The sequence below is a fragment of the Cellulosimicrobium funkei genome, from assembly GCF_004519295.1.
Classification (GTDB): Bacteria; Actinomycetota; Actinomycetes; order Actinomycetales; family Cellulomonadaceae; genus Cellulosimicrobium; species Cellulosimicrobium funkei.
In genome coordinates this window covers 1-18,401 of the sequence record NZ_SOZH01000008.1, presented here as the reverse complement: position 1 = coordinate 18,401, position 18,401 = coordinate 1, and the positions used below count along the sequence as shown (strand labels likewise).

The following is an 18,401-nucleotide window of genomic DNA, read 5'->3' as shown; positions in this document are numbered from 1 at the left end:
AAGAGCGGCACCGGCACGCCGGTGCCGCAGCCGGAGGAGGTGAACGGCCCCCGGTCTGCCGACCTCGTGACCGGTGCCGGGGCGCCCCGCACGCTCGAGGTCGTCGAGGTCCGCGAGGGCATGTTCGGCGTCCACGGCTCGGGCGACACGTCCGGCTACGGCGGCCTGGTGCAGCCCGTCGCGATGCCGGGCGCGAGCGCGCGCCCCTACGGCGGCTGGTTCGACGAGGTCGTGGATGTCCTCGCCGAGGTGCTCGAGGCCTCCGGCGTCGCGTTCGACGCCGCGGTCGAGCGCGTCGTCGTCGACCCGCCCGGCGCGCACGCCGAGCTGACGCTGCACGTGCACCGCGACCACCTCGTCGAGGTGTGCCGGGCGCTGCGCGACGACCAGGACCTGCGCTTCGAGCTGAGCCTGGGCGTGAGCGGCGTGCACTTCCCGCACGACGTCGGCCGCGAGCTGCACGCCGTCTACCACCTGACCTCGATCACCCACGGCCGGCGGCTGCGGCTCGAGGTGTCGGTGCCGGACGCGGACCCGCACGTGCCGACCACGACGTCCGTCTACCCGACGAACGACTGGCACGAGCGCGAGACGTGGGACTTCTTCGGCATCGTCTTCGACGGCCACCCGTCGCTCGCGCGCATCGAGATGCCCGACGACTGGCCGGGCCACCCGCAGCGCAAGGACTACCCGCTCGGCGGGATCCCCGTCGAGTACAAGGGCGCGACCGTGCCCCCGCCCGACACGAGGAGGTCGTACTCGTGAGCACGCACACCACCGGTGCCCCCGGCGGCGCCCCGCACGCCACCCGTCCGCCCGTCGGCGACTTCGACCCCGGCGTCCCGAGCTTCGAGGCGTCCGGCGGCGACTGGGCCGAGATCGCGGAGAGCGCCGTCGCGGCCGCCGCGCTCGGCGAGGAGCGCATCGTCGTCAACATGGGTCCGCAGCACCCGTCGACGCACGGCGTGCTGCGCCTCATGCTCGAGATCGACGGCGAGACGGTCACCGAGGCGCGCTGCGGCATCGGCTACCTGCACACGGGCATCGAGAAGAACATGGAGTTCCGGACGTGGACGCAGGGCGTCACGTTCTGCACCCGCATGGACTACCTCGCGCCGCTGTTCCAGGAGACGGCGTACTGCCTCGCGGTCGAGAAGCTCCTCGGCATCACGGACGACGTGCCCGAACGGGCGAGCGTCATCCGCGTGCTGATGATGGAGCTCAACCGCATCGCGTCCCACCTCGTGTGCCTCGGCACGGGCGGCAACGAGATGGGCGCGACGACCGTCATGACCATCGCGTTCACCGCGCGCGAGGAGATCCTGCGGATCTTCGAGGCGGTCACGGGGCTGCGCATGAACCACGCGTACGTCCGCCCGGGCGGCGTCGCGCAGGACGTGCCGCCGGACCTCGTCGAGCAGGTGCGCCGGGCGGACCCGCTCGTGCGCCGCTACCTCGGCCAGCTCGGCGACCTCATGCTCGCCAACCCCATCTTCAAGGGGCGCCTCGTCGGGGTCGGGCACCTCAACCTCGCGGGCTGCATGGCGCTCGGCGTCACCGGCCCGGTGCTGCGCTCGACGGGCCACCCGTACGACGTGCGCAAGGCCGACCCGTACTGCGGCTACGAGACGTACGACTTCGACGTCCCGACCGCGACGGGCGCCGACTGCTACGACCGCGTCGTGCTGCGGCTCGAGGAGTGCTACCAGTCGCTGCACATCGTCGCGCAGTGCCTGGACCGCCTCGAGGCGACGGCGGGGCAGCCCGTCATGGTCGGCGACCGCAAGATCGCGTGGCCCGCGCAGCTCGCGATCGGGAGCGACGGCCAGGGCAACTCGCTCGAGCACATCAAGGAGATCATGGGCTCCTCGATGGAGGCCCTGATCCACCACTTCAAGCTCGTCACCGAGGGCTTCCGGGTCCCCGTGGGGCAGGCGTGGCAGACCGTGGAGCACCCGCGCGGCGAGCTCGGGGTGCACCTCGTGTCCGACGGCGGCACCCGCCCCTACCGGGCGCACTTCCGCGACCCGTCGTTCAACAACCTCCAGGCCGTGGCGGCGATGTGCGAGGGCGGCCAGGTGGCCGACGTCGTGGTCGCGGTCGCGTCCCTGGACCCCGTGCTGGGAGGGGTGGACCGATGACCATCGACGCCGGACCTGCGACGGACGGGACGCCCGCCGGGCGCTCCCGCCCCGGGTACGACGCGGAGACGACGGCGCGGCTCGCCGCCGACGCCGCGCAGATCGTCGCGCGCTACCCCGAGTCCCGCTCCGCGCTGCTGCCGATGCTGCACCTCGTGCAGTCCGAGGACGGCTACGTGTCGCGCGACGGCATCCTGTTCTGCGCGGAGCAGCTCGGGCTCACCGCGGCGGAGGTCTCCGCCGTCGCGACGTTCTACACGCAGTACAAGCGCCACCCCAACGGCACCTACACCGTGGGCGTCTGCACGAACACGCTCTGCGCGATCATGGGCGGCGACGCGATCTTCGACGAGCTGTCGGACCACCTCGGCGTCGGGCACGACGAGACCACCGAGGACGGCGCGATCACGCTCGAGCGCGTGGAGTGCAACGCGGCCTGCGACTACGCGCCCGTGATGATGGTCAACTGGGAGTTCTTCGACAACCAGACCCCCGGCAGCGCGACGGACGTCGTGGACCGGCTCCGCGCCGGCGAGCCCGTCGCCCCGACGCGCGGCGCGGCGAGCGTGTGCACGTTCAAGCAGATGAGCCGCGTGCTCGCCGGCTTCCCCGACGGCCGCGCCGACGAGGGCGTCGGCGCGGGCGAGCCCACCCTCGCCGGCCTGCGGCTCGCGCGCGAGCACGGCTGGACCGCCCCGGCCGACGAGACGGACGCCGAGGCGGCCCCCGACGGCGGCGCTCCCGCCGGCGGTGCGCCCGACGCCGGCGAGGCGCAGTCGAGCGCCGAGCGGAAGCCGACGACCGACGCCGACGTCGACCCCGGCGGCAAGGCCGAGTCGCCCGGCACGAAGCCCGACCCGTCGAAGGGAGCGGACGCATGAGCGAGCAGCAGAGCACCCAGACCCGCCCGGCGCCGGACCCGCTGACCCCGGTCCTGTCGGACACGTGGGACGCGGACCGGTCCTGGACGCTCGCGTCCTACCTGGACCGCGGCGGCTACGCGGGCCTGCGCGCCGCGCTCGGGCAGGACCCGGGCGACGTCGTCGCGACGGTCAAGGCGTCGGGCCTGCGCGGCCGCGGCGGCGCGGGGTTCCCCACGGGCATGAAGTGGGGCTTCCTGCCCGCGCCCGACGGCGGCCCGCGCTACCTCGTCGTCAACGCGGACGAGTCCGAGCCGGGCACGTGCAAGGACATCCCGCTCATGCTCGCGAGCCCGCAGGCGCTCGTCGAGGGCGTGGCGATCACGTCGTACGCGATCGGGTGCGACCACGCGTTCATCTACGTGCGCGGCGAGGTGCTGCACGTGTACCGCCGCCTGCTGCGCGCGGTCGAGGAGGCGTACGAGGCGGGCTACCTCGGCAAGGACGTGCTCGGGTCGGGCTTCGACCTCGACGTCACCGTCCACGCCGGGGCCGGCGCGTACATCTGCGGCGAGGAGACGGCGCTGCTCGACTCGCTCGAGGGCCGCCGCGGGCAGCCGCGGCTCAAGCCGCCGTTCCCCGCGGTCGCGGGCCTGTACGCGCGCCCGACGGTCGTCAACAACGTCGAGTCGATCGCGAGCGTGCCGTCGATCGTCGCGCGCGGCGCGGACTGGTTCACCTCGATGGGCACGGAGCGCTCGGCCGGCGTCGGCCTGTTCTCGCTCTCCGGGCACGTGACGCGGCCGGGGCAGTACGAGGCCCCGCTCGGCACGACGCTGCGCGAGCTGCTCGACCTCGCGGGCGGGATGCGCGGGGGCAAGGCGCTGAAGTTCTGGACGCCGGGCGGCTCGTCGACGCCGCTGTTCACCGACGCGCACCTCGACACCCCGCTCGACTACGAGTCGGTCGCCGCGGCGGGCTCGATGCTCGGCACGCGCGCGCTCCAGCTCTTCGACGAGACGACGTGCGTCGTGCGGGCCGTGAGCCGGTGGACCGACTTCTACGCGCACGAGTCGTGCGGCAAGTGCACGCCGTGCCGCGAGGGCACGTACTGGATGAAGCAGGTGCTGGCGCGCATCGAGGCGGGCCAGGGCACGGAGGCCGACCTCGACCTGCTCCTCGACACGTGCGACAACATCCTGGGCCGCGCGTTCTGCGCGCTCGGCGACGGCGCCACGTCGCCCGTCACGAGCAGCATCGCGCTGTTCCGCGACGAGTACGAGGCGCACATCACGGAGCACCGCTGCCCGTTCGACCCGGCGGCCTCGGCGCTCTTCGACTACACGCCCCGCCCGGCCCGCGTCCTGACGGCAGGAGTGCACTGATGACGACCACGACCCCCGCCCCGGGCACCGGCTCCTCGGCCGTCGCGCCCTCGGGCGGCGCGGCCAAGCCCCCGGCCCCCGCGGACCAGGTGACGTTCACGATCGACGACATCGAGATGTCGGTGCCCAAGGGCACGCTCGTGATCCGCGCGGCCGAGCAGATCGGGATCCAGATCCCGCGGTTCTGCGACCACCCGCTGCTCGAGCCCGCCGGGGCGTGCCGCCAGTGCCTCGTCGAGGTCGCGGCGCCCGACCGCGAGGGCAACGTGCGGCCCATGCCGAAGCCGCAGGCGTCGTGCACGCTCGAGGCGACGCCGGGCATGGTGGTGAAGACCCAGCGCACGAGCCCGGTCGCCGACAAGGCGCAGCACGGGATCATGGAGCTGCTGCTCATCAACCACCCGCTCGACTGCCCGGTGTGCGACAAGGGCGGCGAGTGCCCCCTGCAGAACCAGGCGATGAGCAACGGGCGCGCGACCAGCCGGTTCGTCGACGTCAAGCGCACGTTCCCCAAGCCGATCGCCGTCTCGACGACGATCCTGCTCGACCGCGAGCGCTGCGTCCTGTGCCAGCGGTGCACGCGCTTCTCCCAGGAGATCGCGGGCGACGCGTTCATCGACCTGCAGAAGCGTGGCGCCGCGCAGCAGATCGGGCGCTTCGACGAGGCCGTGCTCGACTTCGCGCCGCCCGCGGGCCAGGCGCCCGGCGACCGCCCGGTGGGCCTGGCCCTGGAGGACGAGTCGGGCCTCCCGTTCGCGTCGTACTTCTCCGGCAACACCGTGCAGATCTGCCCGGTCGGCGCGCTCACGGGGGCGGCGTACCGCTTCCGGTCGCGCCCGTTCGACCTGGTCTCGACGCCGTCGGTCGCCGAGCACGACTCGTCCGGGTCGGCGATCCGCGTCGACCACCGCCGGGGCGTCGTGCTGCGCCGCCTCGCGGGCCAGGACCCGCTGGTCAACGAGGAGTGGATCACCGACCGGGACCGCTTCGCCTTCACGTGGCAGTCCGCGCCGGACCGCCTCACGCACCCGCTCGTGCGCGACCGCGAGGTCGCGCCCGACGGGACCGTCACGCGCGGCGAGCTGCGCCCGGCCTCGTGGGCCGAGGCGCTCGAGGTCGCGGCCGACGCCCTGACCCGGGCCCGCGACGCGGGCGGGGTCGGCGTCCTGCCGGGCGGGCGGCTCACGGTCGAGGACGCGTACGCGTACGCCAAGCTCGCGCGCACGTGGCTGCGCACGAACGACGTCGACCACCGGGCCCGCGCGCACAGCGCGGAGGAGGCGGACTTCCTCGCGCACGCCGTGGCCGGCACGGGTCTCGGCGTGACCTTCCCCGACCTCGAGAAGGCCCCCGCGGTCCTGCTCGTCGGCCTCGAGGCCGAGGAGGAGGCGGGCGTCGCGTTCCTGCGCCTGCGCAAGGGCGCGCTGCGGCACCGGGTCCGCGTGTTCTCCGTGGCGCCGTTCGCGTCGCGCGGCGTGCAGCGCATGCACGGCACGCTGCTCCCCGCCGCCCCGGGCACCGAGGCGGAGTGGCTCGACGGCATCGCCGCGGGCGACCGGGTCCGCACGCTCGACGAGGCGAGCGGCACCGACGACGTCCTCGCCGACGCGAGCGACGCGCTCCGCCAGCCGGGGGCGGTCGTCCTCGTGGGCGAGCGGCTCGCCACGACGCCCGGCGGGTACAGCGCGCTGCTGCGCGCGGTCGCCGCGACGGGCGCACGCCTCGCCTGGGTCCCGCGCCGAGCGGGCGAGCGCGGCGGCGTCGAGGCGGGCACGCTGCCCAACCTCCTGCCGGGCGGACGCCCGGTCGCCGACGCCGCGGCCCGCGTGGACGTCGCGACCGTGTGGGACGCGGCGACCACCGAGGACCACCCCGCGGGGCTGCCCACGGCGCCGGGCCGCGACCTGGGGGAGATGCTCGACGCGCTCTCGGTCGGCCAGCTCGCGGGCGTCCTCGTGGGCGGGCTCGAGCTCGACGACCTGCCCGACCCGGCGCACGCGCGCCGCGCGCTCGAGGCGGCGGACGTCGTCGTCTCGCTCGAGGTGCGGCGCTCGGCGGTGACGGAGTACGCCGACGTCGTGCTCCCGGTCGCCCCGCCCGTGGAGCGGGCCGGGGCGTTCGTCAGCTGGGAGGGACGCGTGCGCCCGTTCCCGGCCGCGCTCGCCTCGACCGCGATGCCTGACCACCGCGTGCTCGACGCGCTCGCGGACGCCGCCGGCACCCCGCTCGGCCTGCCGACGCTCGAGGCCGTGCGCGCCGAGCTCGAGCAGCTCGTGGGCGACGGCGCGTGGGACGGCGCGCGCGCCGCGGCGCCCACGGTCGACGCGACCGAGCCGCCCGCCGTCGCGCCGGGGACCGCGGTCCTCGCGAGCTGGCGCCTCCTGCTCGACGACGCGCGCGGCCAGGACGGCGAGCGGTACCTCGCCGGCACGGCCAAGCGCCCCGTGGCCCGCCTGTCGGCGGCCACGGCCGCCGCGGTCGACGTGTTCGACGGCGAGCTCGTGCGCGTCGTCACCGACCGGGGCGCGGTCACGCTCCCCGTGGTGGTGACCGACATGGTCGACCACGTGGTGTGGCTGCCGCTGCGCTCGCCGGGGTCGTCCGTGCACGCCACGCTCGGCGCGGTGCCGAGCGACCTCGTCCGGCTCGAGCCGGGGACCACCGACGGAGGGGAGGGCGCATGAGCGGCCTGCACGCGCTCCACGCGCTGGCCACCGAGACGCCGGCGGTGCCCGGCATCACGGCGAACTTCTCGCAGGACAACGGCTGGACGTACCTCGTCAAGGCCGTCCTCATCCTCGTCTTCCTGCTGACGAGCGTGCTCTTCGCGATCTGGTTCGAGCGCAAGGTCGTCGCCCGCATGCAGGTGCGGCCCGGCCCGAACTGGCACGGCCCGTTCGGCCTGCTGCAGTCGCTCGCCGACGCGATGAAGCTCCTGCTCAAGGAGGACATCACCGTCAAGGCGGCCGACAAGTTCGTCTACCTGCTCGCGCCGATGATCTCCGTGTTCTGCGCGCTCCTCGTGTTCGCGGTGATCCCGTTCGGGCCCGAGGTGCAGATCCCCTTCACGGACTACGTGACGCCCGCCCAGCTCACCGACTTCCCGGTCGCGACGCTCTACATCCTCGCGTGCGCGTCGCTCGGCGTGTACGGGATCGTGCTCGGCGGCTGGTCGTCCGGCTCGACGTACCCGCTGCTCGGGTCGGTCCGCTCGACGGCCCAGGTCATCAGCTACGAGCTCGCGATGGGCCTCTCGCTCGTCTCCGTCTTCCTCATGGCGGGGTCGATGTCGACCTCGCGCATCGTCGACTCGCAGACGCAGCTGTGGTGGTTCCTCCCGCTCCTGCCGGCGTTCGTCATCTACGTGATCTCCATGGTCGGTGAGACGAACCGCCTGCCGTTCGACCTCCCCGAGGCCGAGGGCGAGCTCGTGTCGGGGTACATGACCGAGTACTCGTCGATGAAGTTCGCGTGGTTCTTCCTCGCGGAGTACATCAACATGCTCAACGTCTCCGCGGTCGCGACGACGCTGTTCCTCGGCGGGTGGCGCGCGCCGTGGCCGCTCTCGGCGATCAACGACGGGATGTTCAACGAGGGCTGGTGGCCGATCCTCTGGTTCCTCGTCAAGGTCTGGGCCGTCATGTTCTTCTTCGTGTGGGTGCGCGGCACGCTGCTGCGCCTGCGCTACGACCAGTTCATGTCTTTCGGGTGGAAGCGGCTCATCCCGGCCGCACTGGCGTGGCTGGTCCTCCTGGCCCTGGTCCAGGCGGTCCGCCAGTTCCTCGACGTCGAGCTGGGCGTCGTCGTCGGCGTCGCCGTGGGGCTCGGGGTCGTGATCGTCGCGGCGGCGTGGTTCTGGCCCGAGAAGAAGGCGCCACCCGGCGCCGCTCCGCGCGCCGCGGGCGCCGCGCCCGAGCCGTTCGACGCGTTCGCCGGCGGCTTCCCCGTCCCGCCGCTGCCCGGCCAGTCGCTCCCGCCCTCGCCGCGTCGTCGGGCCCTCGTGCCCGACGACGCGGGCGCGGCCAGGACGTCCGCACCGGGTGCCGGTGCTCCCCGCGACACACCGCACGACAAGGAGGTCGACCGTGGCTGACGACCAGAAGCCGGACCGGCCGGGCGAGTACGAGGTCCGCCGCCCGCAGGCGAAGGGCTTTCGCGAGCTCGTCGCGCCCGTCGCCGGGTTCGGCGTGACCTTCTCCTCGATGTTCCGGCCGACCGTGACGGAGCAGTACCCGCGCCAGAAGGTGCCGCCCAAGCCGCGCTACCACGGCCGGCACCAGCTCAACCGGTACCCCGACGGGCTCGAGAAGTGCATCGGGTGCGAGCTGTGCGCCTGGGCGTGCCCCGCGGACGCGATCTACGTCGAGGGCGCGGACAACGCCGACCTGCCCGACGGCGGCCACATGTCGCCCGGCGAGCGGTACGGCCGCGTCTACCAGATCAACTACCTGCGCTGCATCTTCTGCGGGCTGTGCATCGAGGCGTGCCCGACGCGCGCGCTGACGATGACCAACGAGTACGAGCTCGCCGGCCCGACGCGTGAGGGCATGATCTGGGAGAAGCAGGACCTCCTCGCGCCGCTGCGCGAGGGCATGCTCTCCGCGCCGCACCCGATGGTGCCCGGGACGTCGGACACCGAGTACTACCGCGGAGAGGTGAGCGGACCGGTGGCCGAGCAGGTGGAGTGGGTGCGCGAGCACCGGCCGGACGACCCGACGCTCCCGCCGGAGCCGGCGGGCCGCGAGCCGGAGGTCCGGCGGGTCACGCAGCCGTCCGGGCGGTCCGCCCGTCCGTCGGCCCGGAAGGGCGCGCGGTGATCGGGGGCGGCGGCGAGGCGGTCCTCTTCTGGGTCCTCGCCCCCCTCATGGTGCTCGCGGCGCTCTCGCTGCTCTTCGCGCGCAAGGCGGTGCACGCCGCCATCGCGGTCATGTTCGTCATGGTCGACCTCGCGATCCTCTACATCGCGCAGGAGGCGCCGTTCCTCGGCGTCGTCCAGGTGGTCGTCTACACGGGCGCCGTGATGATGCTGTTCCTCTTCGTGCTCATGCTCGTCGGCGTCGACGCGTCGGACTCGCTCGTCGAGACGATCCGCGGCCAGCGCTGGATCGGCGTGCTCCTCGGGCTCGGGCTCGGGGCCGTGCTGGTCGGCGTCGTCTCGCAGGCGGCTTTCCCGCCCGCGGTCGGCCTCGAGGCCGCGAACGCGGTGACGAACCCGACGGCGCTCGCGCGCGTGCTCTTCGCGGACTACGTGTTCGCGATGGAGGTCGTGGGCATCCTGCTCATCACTGCCGCGGTCTCGGCGCTCGTGCTCACGCACCGGCGCCGGCTCACCCCGAAGGTCGGCCAGCGCGAGCAGGCGGACGCGAAGGTCGCGGCCCTGCCCTCGGGCGGCCGGCTCACGCCGCTCGCCGCGCCCGGCGTCTACGCGCAGAACAACGCGATGGACACGCCGGCCCTCGACCCGCAGGGGCGGCCCATCGAGGAGTCGGTGTCCCGCATCCTGCGGATCCGTGGCCAGGAGCGCTCGGCCGGCACGATCCTCGAGGCCGAGCGCGACGTGCTCGTCGAGCACGAGCCGCACCGCGCCCTGCCCGCGCTGCGGGCCCAGGACGCGAACGAGCGCGTGGTGCAGGCGGCGACGGCCGAGCATCCCGAGGGCGAGCCGCCCGCCGGCGACGTCGGAGGCCCCGACGACCCGGGCCGGTCCCGCGTGCCCGGCGCGACCCCGGGAGGAGAGGACTGATGGAGCTCACCCACTACCTCGTGCTGGCCGCGATCCTCTTCGCGATCGGCGCCGCGACGGTCCTGCTGCGCCGCAACGCGATCATCGTGTTCATGGGCATCGAGCTCATGCTCAACGCGACCAACCTCGCGTTCGTCACGTTCGCCCGCATGCACGGCGACGTGACCGGCCAGGTCCTCGCGTTCTTCGTCATGGTGGTCGCGGCGGCGGAGGTCGTCGTCGGCCTCGCCATCATCGTGTCCATCTTCCGCACCCGTCGGTCCGCCTCGGTCGACGACGTCAACCTGCTCAAGAGCTGAGGGGCCGGCACCGATGACGATGCTCCTTCCCGCCCTGCCGTCGGCGGGCGGACTGCTGACCGCGACCGACGTCGTGCCCGCGACCGAGACGGTCCCGGGCGCGTTCCTCGCCGCGCCGCTGCTCGTGCTGCTCCCGCTCGTCGGGGCGGCCGTCCTGCTGCTCGCGGGCCGCCGCAGCGACCGCTGGGGCGCCTGGTTCGGCGTGCTGATGTCCGCCGCGGCGTTCGTCGTGGGCCTGGTCCTCTTCGTGTCGATGCTCGGCCTCCCGGTCGACGAGCGCGTCGTGGACTACCGGCTGTTCGACTGGATCGTGTCCGGCGGGCTCGACCTCGCCGTCGGGCTGCGGATCGACCCGCTGTCCCTGACGTTCGTGCTCCTCGTGACGTTCGTCGGGACGCTCATCCACGTGTACGCGGTCGCCTACATGGCGCACGACCGCGACCGGCGTCGGTTCTTCGCGTACCTCAACCTGTTCATCGCGGCGATGCTCGTCCTCGTCCTCGCCGACTCGTTCCTCCTGCTGTTCGTCGGCTGGGAGGGCGTGGGCCTCGCGTCGTACCTGCTCATCGGGTTCTGGAACCACAACCGGGCGTACGCGGTCGCGGCGAAGAAGGCGTTCGTCATGAACCGCGTGGGCGACATCGGCCTCATCGTCGCGATGATGCTCATGTTCGCGACGTTCGGCGCGCTCGACTTCAGCACGGTGTTCGCCCGCGTGCCGGAGGCCTCGACCGCGCTGCTCACGGCGACGGGCCTCGCGCTCCTGCTCGCGGCCTGCGGCAAGTCGGCGCAGTTCCCGCTCCAGGCGTGGCTCGGGGACGCGATGGCCGGCCCGACGCCGGTCTCCGCCCTCATCCACGCGGCCACCATGGTCACGGCGGGCGTCTACCTCGTCGTACGGTCCGCGCCGATCTTCGAGGGCGCGCCGACGGCGCAGCTCGTCGTGGTGATCGTCGGTGCGGTGACGCTGCTCTTCGGGGCGATCGTCGGCTGCGCGAAGGACGACATCAAGAAGGCGCTCGCCGCGTCGACCATGTCGCAGATCGGCTACATGATCCTCGCCGCCGGGCTCGGCCCGATCGGCTACGCGTTCGCGATCTTCCACCTCGTGACGCACGGCTTCTTCAAGGCCGGGATGTTCCTCGGCGCGGGGTCCGTGATGCACGGCATGGACGACCAGGTCGACATGCGCCGGTTCGGCGGCCTCGCGCGGTACATGAAGGTCACGTGGATCACCTTCATGATGGGCTGGCTCGCGATCCTCGGGATCCCGCCGTTCTCGGGCTTCTGGAGCAAGGACAAGATCATCGAGGCCGCGTTCGTCCCCGTCGACGGCGAGCCGTGGCGGGCGTGGGTCTTCGGCGGCGTGGCGCTGCTCGGCGCGGGCATCACCGCGTTCTACATGTCGCGCCTGTTCTTCATGACGTTCTCCGGTCGCCGCCGCTGGAACGACGGCAGCGGCTCCGTGGACGGCCTCGGCCCGCAGGACGGTCCGGTCCAGCACCCGCACGAGTCCCCGCGCCTCATGACGTGGCCGATGATCGTCCTCGCCGTCGGGTCGGTGGCCCTGGGCGGCATCCTCGCCGCGGGCTCGCGCTTCGTCACGTGGCTCGAGCCCGTCACGGGGCACGCCGAGCACCACGAGCCCGTGCTGCCCGTCTGGTCGCTCATCGCCCTGACGCTCCTGCTCGTCCTCGCGGGCGCGGCCCTCGCGTGGCGCCAGTACGCGATGTCGAGCGTCCCGGTCCGCGCCCCGCGCGGCTCCGTGCTCACGCGCGCGGCCCGCCGCGACCTGTACCAGGACGACGTCAACGAGACGGTGTTCATGCGTCCCGGCCAGTACCTCACGCGCTCGCTCGTCTATGCCGACAAGGAGATGGTCGACGGCGGCTGGATGGGCCTGGCGGGCCTCGTCGGCAAGGTAGGGGAGTGGCTCCGCGGGTGGCAGAACGGCTACGTGCGCTCGTACGGCGCGACGATGCTCGGCGGCCTCGTCGTCGTCGTCGCCGTCGTCCTCGCCCTGACCACCGGCTCCGCGAGCTGAGAGGGAGACACCCATGACCACCTCCGTCCCCTGGTTGTCCCTGCTCATCGCCTGGCCCCTGGTGGGTGCCGCGGCGGTGTGGTTCACGGCCGCGGCCCGCACACGCGGCGTCGGCGCGGGCGCGCTGCGTGCCGTGCGCGGCATCGCGCTCGGCGCGGCGCTCGTCGAGCTCGGCCTGCTCGTCGGCGCGTTCACGGCGTTCGACACGTCCGCGGCCGGCACCCACCAGCTCGCCGAGACGTACCGCTGGATCCCGCAGATCGGGGCGAGCTACGCGGTCGGCGCCGACGGCGTCGCGCTCGCGCTCGTCGCGCTGTCGGTGCTGCTGGTCCCGCTCGTCGTGCTCGCCGCGTGGAAGGAGCAGGACGGCGACGTCCGCCGCCTGCGCCACTACCTCGCGCTCGTGCTGCTGCTCGAGGCGTTCATGGTCGCGGTGTTCGTCGCGCGCGACGTGTTCCTCTTCTACGTGCTGTTCGAGGCCATGCTCATCCCGGTCTACTTCATGATCGGCGGGTTCGGCGTCGGGGCGCGGCGGCGCTACGCCGCGGTGAAGTTCCTGCTGTTCTCGCTCGCGGGCGGCCTCATCATGCTCGCGGCCGTCATCGCGCTCTACGTCCAGGTGCCGATCGACCCGGCCACGGGCGCGCGGCCCGAGGACGCGTTCCTCACGACGAACCTCGTCGGGTACTTCGCGGAGAACCCGATGCCGGTCACGATCGAGCGGCTGCTGTTCCTCGGCTTCTTCCTCGCGTTCGCCATCAAGGCGCCGCTCTTCCCCGTGCACACCTGGCTGCCCGACGCCGCGCAGCACGCGCCCGCAGGCACGTCCACGCTGCTCGTCGGCGTCCTGGACAAGGTGGGCACGTTCGGGATGCTCACGCTGTGCCTGCCGCTGTTCCCGAACGCGAGCAGGTGGGCGGCGCCCGTCGTCGTCGTGCTCGCCGTCGTGTCGATCCTGTACGGCGCGCTCATGGCGATCGGGCAGAGCGACCTCATGCGGCTCATCGCCTACACGTCGGTGTCGCACTTCGGGTTCATCGTGCTCGGCATCTTCGCGTTCACGTCGCTCAGCGTGTCCGGCTCGTCGCTCTACATGGTCAACCACGGGATCTCGACCGGGGCGCTGTTCCTCCTGGCGGGCTTCCTCGTCGCGCGGCACCCCGAGCGCTCGCAGCGCATCGCGGACTACGGCGGCCTGCAGAAGGTCGTCCCGGTGCTCGCGGGCACGTTCCTCGTGGCGGGCCTGTCCGCGCTGTCGCTGCCCGGCCTGTCGACGTTCGTCAGCGAGATCATGGTCCTCGTCGGGACGTTCGCGCGCAGCCCGTGGGCCGCGCTCGTCGCGGTGCTCGGCGTCGTGCTCGCCGCCCTCTACGTGCTGCTGACCTACCAGCGGATCTTCACGGGCGCCACGCGCGAGGGGCTCGACCGGCTCCCCGACCTGGGCGCGCGCGAGAAGTGGGTCGTCGCGCCGCTGCTCGTCGCCCTCCTCGTCCTCGGGTTCTACCCGGCGCCCGCGCTCGACCTCGTGCGCGAGCCCGCCGAGGTGACGCTCTCCGACCTCGCGGTCGCGGGCGTCGAGGACCCGCCGCGCTCCGACCCGCTCGCCGCGGGGACCGAGCAGGTCGCCTCCTCGAGCCAGGGCACGTCCGTCACTCGTAGCTCCGACGAAGGGAGCGAGTCGTGAACGACTCCTTCGTGGCCCCCACGGTCGACTGGCTGTACCTCGCCCCGGTCCTCGTCGTGCTCGGCGCCGGCGTCGTCGGCGTGCTCGTCGAGGCGTTCGTCCCGGCGCGCGTCCGGCGCACGGTGCAGGTCGTCCTGGCCCTGCTCGCGACCGCCGCGGCGCTCGCGCTCGTCGTCGTGCTGTGGCGCGACCCCGCCGTCCAGGGCGCCGACGGCGCCGCCTACGGCGTGCGGGTGCTCGGCGGGTCGATGGTCATCGACCCCTTCGGGCTCGCGATCCAGGGCATCGTCGTGCTGCTCGCGTTCCTGGCGATCCTCGTGATCGCCGACCGGACGTCGACCGGCCAGGACGCGTTCGCGCCGTCCGCGGCCGCCGTCCCCGGCTCGCCGTACGAGGACCTCACGCGGCGCAAGGGGCTCGAGCAGACCGAGGTCTACCCGCTCGTGCTGTTCGCCGTCGGCGGCATGATGATCTTCCCCGCCACCGGGAACCTGCTCGTGATGTTCGTCGCGCTCGAGGTGCTCTCGCTCCCGCTGTACGTGCTGTCCGCGATGTCCCGGCGTCGCCGCCTGCTGTCGCAGGAGGCGTCGTTCAAGTACTTCCTGCTCGGCGCGTTCGCGTCCGCGCTGTTCGTGTTCGGCGTCGCCCTCGTCTACGGGTTCGCCGGCTCGGTGGACCTCGTCGAGGTGTACCGGTCGCTCGCGACGCCCGAGGGCCCGCTCGCGAGCATGCCCGGGCTGGTCGTCGTCGGTGCCCTGCTCATCCTCGCGGGGCTGCTGTTCAAGATCGGTGCCGCTCCGTTCCACTCGTGGACCCCCGACGTCTACCAGGGGGCCCCGACGCCGATCACCGGCTTCATGGCGGCGTGCACCAAGGCCGCGGCGTTCGGCGCGCTCCTGCGCGTGCTGTACGTCGTGAGCCTCGGCCTCGCGCAGTCGTCGCCGGCCACGCGCGAGGACCTGTTCGTCGCGCTGTGGATCGTCACGCTGCTCACCATGGTCGTCGGGACCGTCGTCGGTGCCGTCCAGACCGACGTCAAGCGGCTCCTCGCGTACTCGTCGATCGCCCACGCGGGGTTCATCCTCGTGGGCGTCCTGGGGTTCTCCCAGCTCTCGCTGCGGGCGACGGTGTTCTACCTCCTCGTCTACGGCCTCGCGACGGTCGGCGCCTTCGCGGTCGTCACGCTCGTCCGCGAGACGGCCCCCGTCCGCGAGCGGGTGCCCGCGACCGTCGGGGCGGGCGCCGGGGGAGCCGACGGCTCGGACGCGGCGGACAACGTCACGGACGGCCCGTCCCGGGAGCCCGTCGCCGTGCTCGGCGAGGCCACCCACCTCGCCCAGTGGGCGGGTCTCGGACGCCGCAGCCCGTGGCTCGCCGGCGTCTTCTCGCTCTTCCTGCTCTCCATGGCGGGCATCCCGCTGACCGCCGGGTTCGTGGCGAAGTTCACCGCGTTCGGTGCGGCGATCGCCGGCCCCGACGGGCAGGGCGGCGGCTCCACGTGGGTGCTCGCGGTGGTCGGCGTGCTCGCCTCGGCCGTGGCGGTGTTCTTCTACGTCCGCCTCATCGTGCTGATGTTCTTCACGGCGCCGTCCGGCGGCGTGGGCGACGGCGCGGACGGCGGCGCGGAGGCCTCCGAGGGCACCGGCGTGACCGTCGTGCGGTCGACCGGACCGACGACCGTGGCGATCGCCGTGTGCGCGATCGGGGTGCTCCTCCTCGGTGTGTTCCCCTCCCCGGTTCTCGATCTGGCGGCCGAGGCGGTTAAGTTCGTCCCGTGACCTCCGTGCCTCCCGTCCCCTCCGCGCCCGCCGGGTCCCGCGGCCCGCGCGAGCGGACCGCTCCCGTGACGACCACCGCGATCCCGATCTCGGACCCCGAGCTCGCGGCCGCCCTCACCGAGCGCCTGGCGGAGGTCGAGACCCGGCTCCGGGCCGCCGTCGCGCACGCCGACCCGCTCGCGGACTCGGCGTCGCGGCACCTCGTCAACGCCGGGGGCAAGCGCCTGCGCCCCCTGCTCACGCTGCTCGCGGCCGAGCTGGGGGACGGGACGCGGCCCGAGGTCGCGGAGGCGGCCGTCGTCGTCGAGCTCACGCACCTCGCGTCGCTCTACCACGACGACGTCATGGACTCCGCGCCCGTGCGGCGCGGTGCGCCGTCCGCGCACGCGGTGTGGGGCAACTCCGTCGCGATCATGGTCGGCGACCTGCTCTTCGCGCGCGCCGCGTCGACCGTGGCGGCGCTCGGCCCGGAGGCCGTGCTCATCCAGGCGCGGACGTTCGAGCGGCTCTGCCTCGGCCAGCTCCACGAGACCACGGGGCCGGGCGAGGGCGACGACCCCGTCGAGCACTACCTGGAGGTTCTCGCGGACAAGACGGCGTCGCTCCTGTCGACGTCCGCGCGGCTCGGCGCGATGTTCGCCGGCTGCCCGGCCGACGTCGTCGAGACGGTCGCGGCCTACGGCGAGCGGCTGGGGGTCGCCTTCCAGCTCGCCGACGACGTCCTGGACCTCGCGTCCTCCGGCGACGAGTCGGGCAAGACCCCGGGCACCGACCTGCGCGAGAAGGTCCCCACGATGCCGGTCCTCCTGCTGCGCGCGCGCATCGCGCAGGGGACCGCGACGGAGGACGACGCGGCGCTCGTCGAGCTGCTCGACTCCGACCTGACCGACGACGCCGCGCTCGCGGCGGCCGTCGCGGCGCTGCGCCGGCACGAGGTGCTCGCCGAGACGCGCGCCCTCGCCGTCCGGTGGGCTCGCTCCGCCGTCGACGAGCTCGACACGCTGCCCCCCGGGCCGGTGAGCGACGCGCTGCGGTCCTTCGCGGAGGCCCTGGCGGACCGCGCCGCCTGACGCGCCGAGAGGGTGAACTTTCCGGTCGCGGGTGTCGTGGGCGCGAGGGCGTCCCGGTGCCCGGGCTGGTTGCCCGGGACACCCGTCCGGCCCGGCCGGTAGCGGCACACCCGACGGCGGTCCGCGCCGGTGGGCCCGGGGCGCGCGGACCGAGAGGGGAGTTCTCCCCATGGGACGGGTGTCGGATCTCACTCGCCCTCCCGTTATCCTCGGTTGCGCGATCGGTGGGGCCGCCTGGCAAGTGCGAGATCGAGGGGGCCGGCGAAGGGGACCGGTCGCCTCCCGATCCGGCACCTCGGAGGACTTGTGGGTTTCCTGGCGCGCCTGCGTGAGCACCGCCGTACCGTCGCGTCCGTGAGCACCGTGTCGGTGTTCTCGACGGCGCTGGTGGGACTCGCGCTGTTCACCGAGGGCGAGGCCACGGCGGACGTGGACCTCAACGACTCGGGCGTGTGGGTGACGAAGACGTCGGCCGGCCTGGTGGGGCGGTTCAACTACGAGTCCCAGGCGATGGACGGCACGCTCAACGCGGGCAGCGCGTCGTTCGACGTGCAGCAGGACGCGGGCCGCGTGCTCCTCGAGGACGCCGGGACCGGGACCGCCTCGCCCGTGGACGTCGCCCACCTCAAGCTCGACGGCCAGGTGCGCATGCCGGCCGGGGCGCAGGTCGCCTCCGGGGGCGCGACGACCGCGATCCTCGACGGCGAGGAGGGCCTGCTGTGGGTCCTGCCGTTCGACGGCGCCACCTCGTTCGACGCCGAGGAGCTGGACCCGACGGTCGAGGTCGAGGGTGACGGGGACGTCGTCGTCGCGCAGGACGGCACGGTGTTCGTCGCGGTCCCGTCGACCGGGACGCTGTGGACGGTCCGCACGACGGCGCGCGGCGCGGTCTCGGGGGAGCCCGCGTCCACCACGCTGCCCGTGGGGACGGGCGCCGAGGTCGAGGTGACGGCGGTCGGCGACGAGCCGGTCGTGCTGGACCGCTCCGCGTCGCGGCTCGTGCTGCCCGGCGGCCGCACGGTGGCGCTCGAGGACGGCGCGGAGGCGCGGTTGCAGCAGCCCTCGGCGGCGTCCGACGACGTGGTGGTCGCGACGTCGCGCGGTCTCGTCACGCAGCCGCTCGCCGGCGGCGACGCGGTCCGCCGCACGGCTGAGGGCCGCCCGGCGGCGCCCGTGCAGCTCGGGTCGTGCACGTACGGGGCGTGGGCCTCGACCGGCCAGGTGGTCCGCGACTGCGAGGGCACCGACCGCGACCTGGACACCCGCCTGGAGGGGATCGACCCGCAGGCTCGCCTGGAGTACCGGGTGAACCGGCAGGTGATCGTGCTCAACGACCTGTCGGCGGGGACGTTGTGGATGGCGGCGGACGAGTACCAGAAGGTCGACGACTGGGACGT

At 73.5% G+C, this 18,401-nt stretch carries 13 protein-coding genes and 1 pseudogene; all 14 read left to right on the top strand.

All coding sequences use genetic code 11. The features are described from left to right. Window positions 1-39: 39 nt before the first annotated feature. Window positions 40-765, top strand: coding sequence for an NADH-quinone oxidoreductase subunit C (locus E1O70_RS13710; RefSeq protein WP_044144182.1), 726 nt, complete (start codon window positions 40-42; stop codon window positions 763-765). Then, the gene (locus E1O70_RS13705) at window positions 762-2,141 is read left to right on the top strand and encodes an NADH-quinone oxidoreductase subunit D (RefSeq protein ID WP_021481792.1); all 1,380 of its coding nucleotides are present in this window, start codon (window positions 762-764) and stop codon (window positions 2,139-2,141) included. Before E1O70_RS13710 ends, E1O70_RS13705 begins: the two co-directional genes overlap by 4 nt. Next, on the top strand, window positions 2,138-3,022 hold the full coding sequence (nuoE, locus tag E1O70_RS13700) for an NADH-quinone oxidoreductase subunit NuoE (RefSeq protein ID WP_061269251.1): 885 nt from the start codon (window positions 2,138-2,140) through the stop codon (window positions 3,020-3,022). The genes E1O70_RS13705 and nuoE overlap by 4 nt, the downstream gene beginning before the upstream one ends. Further along, the gene (gene nuoF, locus E1O70_RS13695) at window positions 3,019-4,386 is read left to right on the top strand and encodes an NADH-quinone oxidoreductase subunit NuoF (protein ID WP_061269250.1); all 1,368 of its coding nucleotides are present in this window, start codon (window positions 3,019-3,021) and stop codon (window positions 4,384-4,386) included. The genes nuoE and nuoF overlap by 4 nt, the downstream gene beginning before the upstream one ends. Then, window positions 4,386-7,070: an NADH-quinone oxidoreductase subunit G gene (locus E1O70_RS13690; RefSeq protein ID WP_061269249.1), complete on the top strand. Its 2,685-nt coding sequence runs from the start codon at window positions 4,386-4,388 to the stop codon at window positions 7,068-7,070. Before nuoF ends, E1O70_RS13690 begins: the two co-directional genes overlap by 1 nt. After that, entirely contained in the window at window positions 7,067-8,479 is a 1,413-nt protein-coding gene (gene nuoH, locus E1O70_RS13685; protein ID WP_061269248.1) for an NADH-quinone oxidoreductase subunit NuoH, read from the top strand. The genes E1O70_RS13690 and nuoH overlap by 4 nt, the downstream gene beginning before the upstream one ends. Then, window positions 8,472-9,203, top strand: a complete 732-nt coding sequence (gene nuoI, locus E1O70_RS13680; RefSeq protein ID WP_061269247.1) for an NADH-quinone oxidoreductase subunit NuoI — start codon at window positions 8,472-8,474, stop codon at window positions 9,201-9,203. The genes nuoH and nuoI overlap by 8 nt, the downstream gene beginning before the upstream one ends. A 47-nt stretch (window positions 9,204-9,250) precedes the next feature. Next, window positions 9,251-10,129, top strand: coding sequence for an NADH-quinone oxidoreductase subunit J (locus E1O70_RS13675; RefSeq protein ID WP_082774818.1), 879 nt, complete (start codon window positions 9,251-9,253; stop codon window positions 10,127-10,129). Next, a complete protein-coding gene (gene nuoK / locus E1O70_RS13670) occupies window positions 10,129-10,428 on the top strand; it encodes an NADH-quinone oxidoreductase subunit NuoK (protein WP_061269246.1) in 300 nt (99 codons plus the stop codon). The genes E1O70_RS13675 and nuoK overlap by 1 nt, the downstream gene beginning before the upstream one ends. A 13-nt stretch (window positions 10,429-10,441) precedes the next feature. Further along, entirely contained in the window at window positions 10,442-12,472 is a 2,031-nt protein-coding gene (nuoL, locus tag E1O70_RS13665; protein ID WP_082774816.1) for an NADH-quinone oxidoreductase subunit L, read from the top strand. A gap of 13 nt (window positions 12,473-12,485) precedes the next feature. Next, the gene (locus tag E1O70_RS13660; RefSeq protein ID WP_061269245.1) at window positions 12,486-14,156 is read left to right on the top strand and encodes an NADH-quinone oxidoreductase subunit M; all 1,671 of its coding nucleotides are present in this window, start codon (window positions 12,486-12,488) and stop codon (window positions 14,154-14,156) included. Then, the gene (nuoN, locus tag E1O70_RS13655; RefSeq protein WP_061269244.1) at window positions 14,153-15,934 is read left to right on the top strand and encodes an NADH-quinone oxidoreductase subunit NuoN; all 1,782 of its coding nucleotides are present in this window, start codon (window positions 14,153-14,155) and stop codon (window positions 15,932-15,934) included. The genes E1O70_RS13660 and nuoN overlap by 4 nt, the downstream gene beginning before the upstream one ends. Before the next feature lie 65 nt (window positions 15,935-15,999). Beyond that, window positions 16,000-17,004, top strand: coding sequence for a polyprenyl synthetase family protein (locus tag E1O70_RS13650; RefSeq protein WP_034652106.1), 1,005 nt, complete (start codon window positions 16,000-16,002; stop codon window positions 17,002-17,004). 354 nt (window positions 17,005-17,358) lie between these two features. Then, window positions 17,359-18,401 (top strand): annotated as a pseudogene (locus E1O70_RS13645) (Ig-like domain-containing protein); the annotation flags it as partial.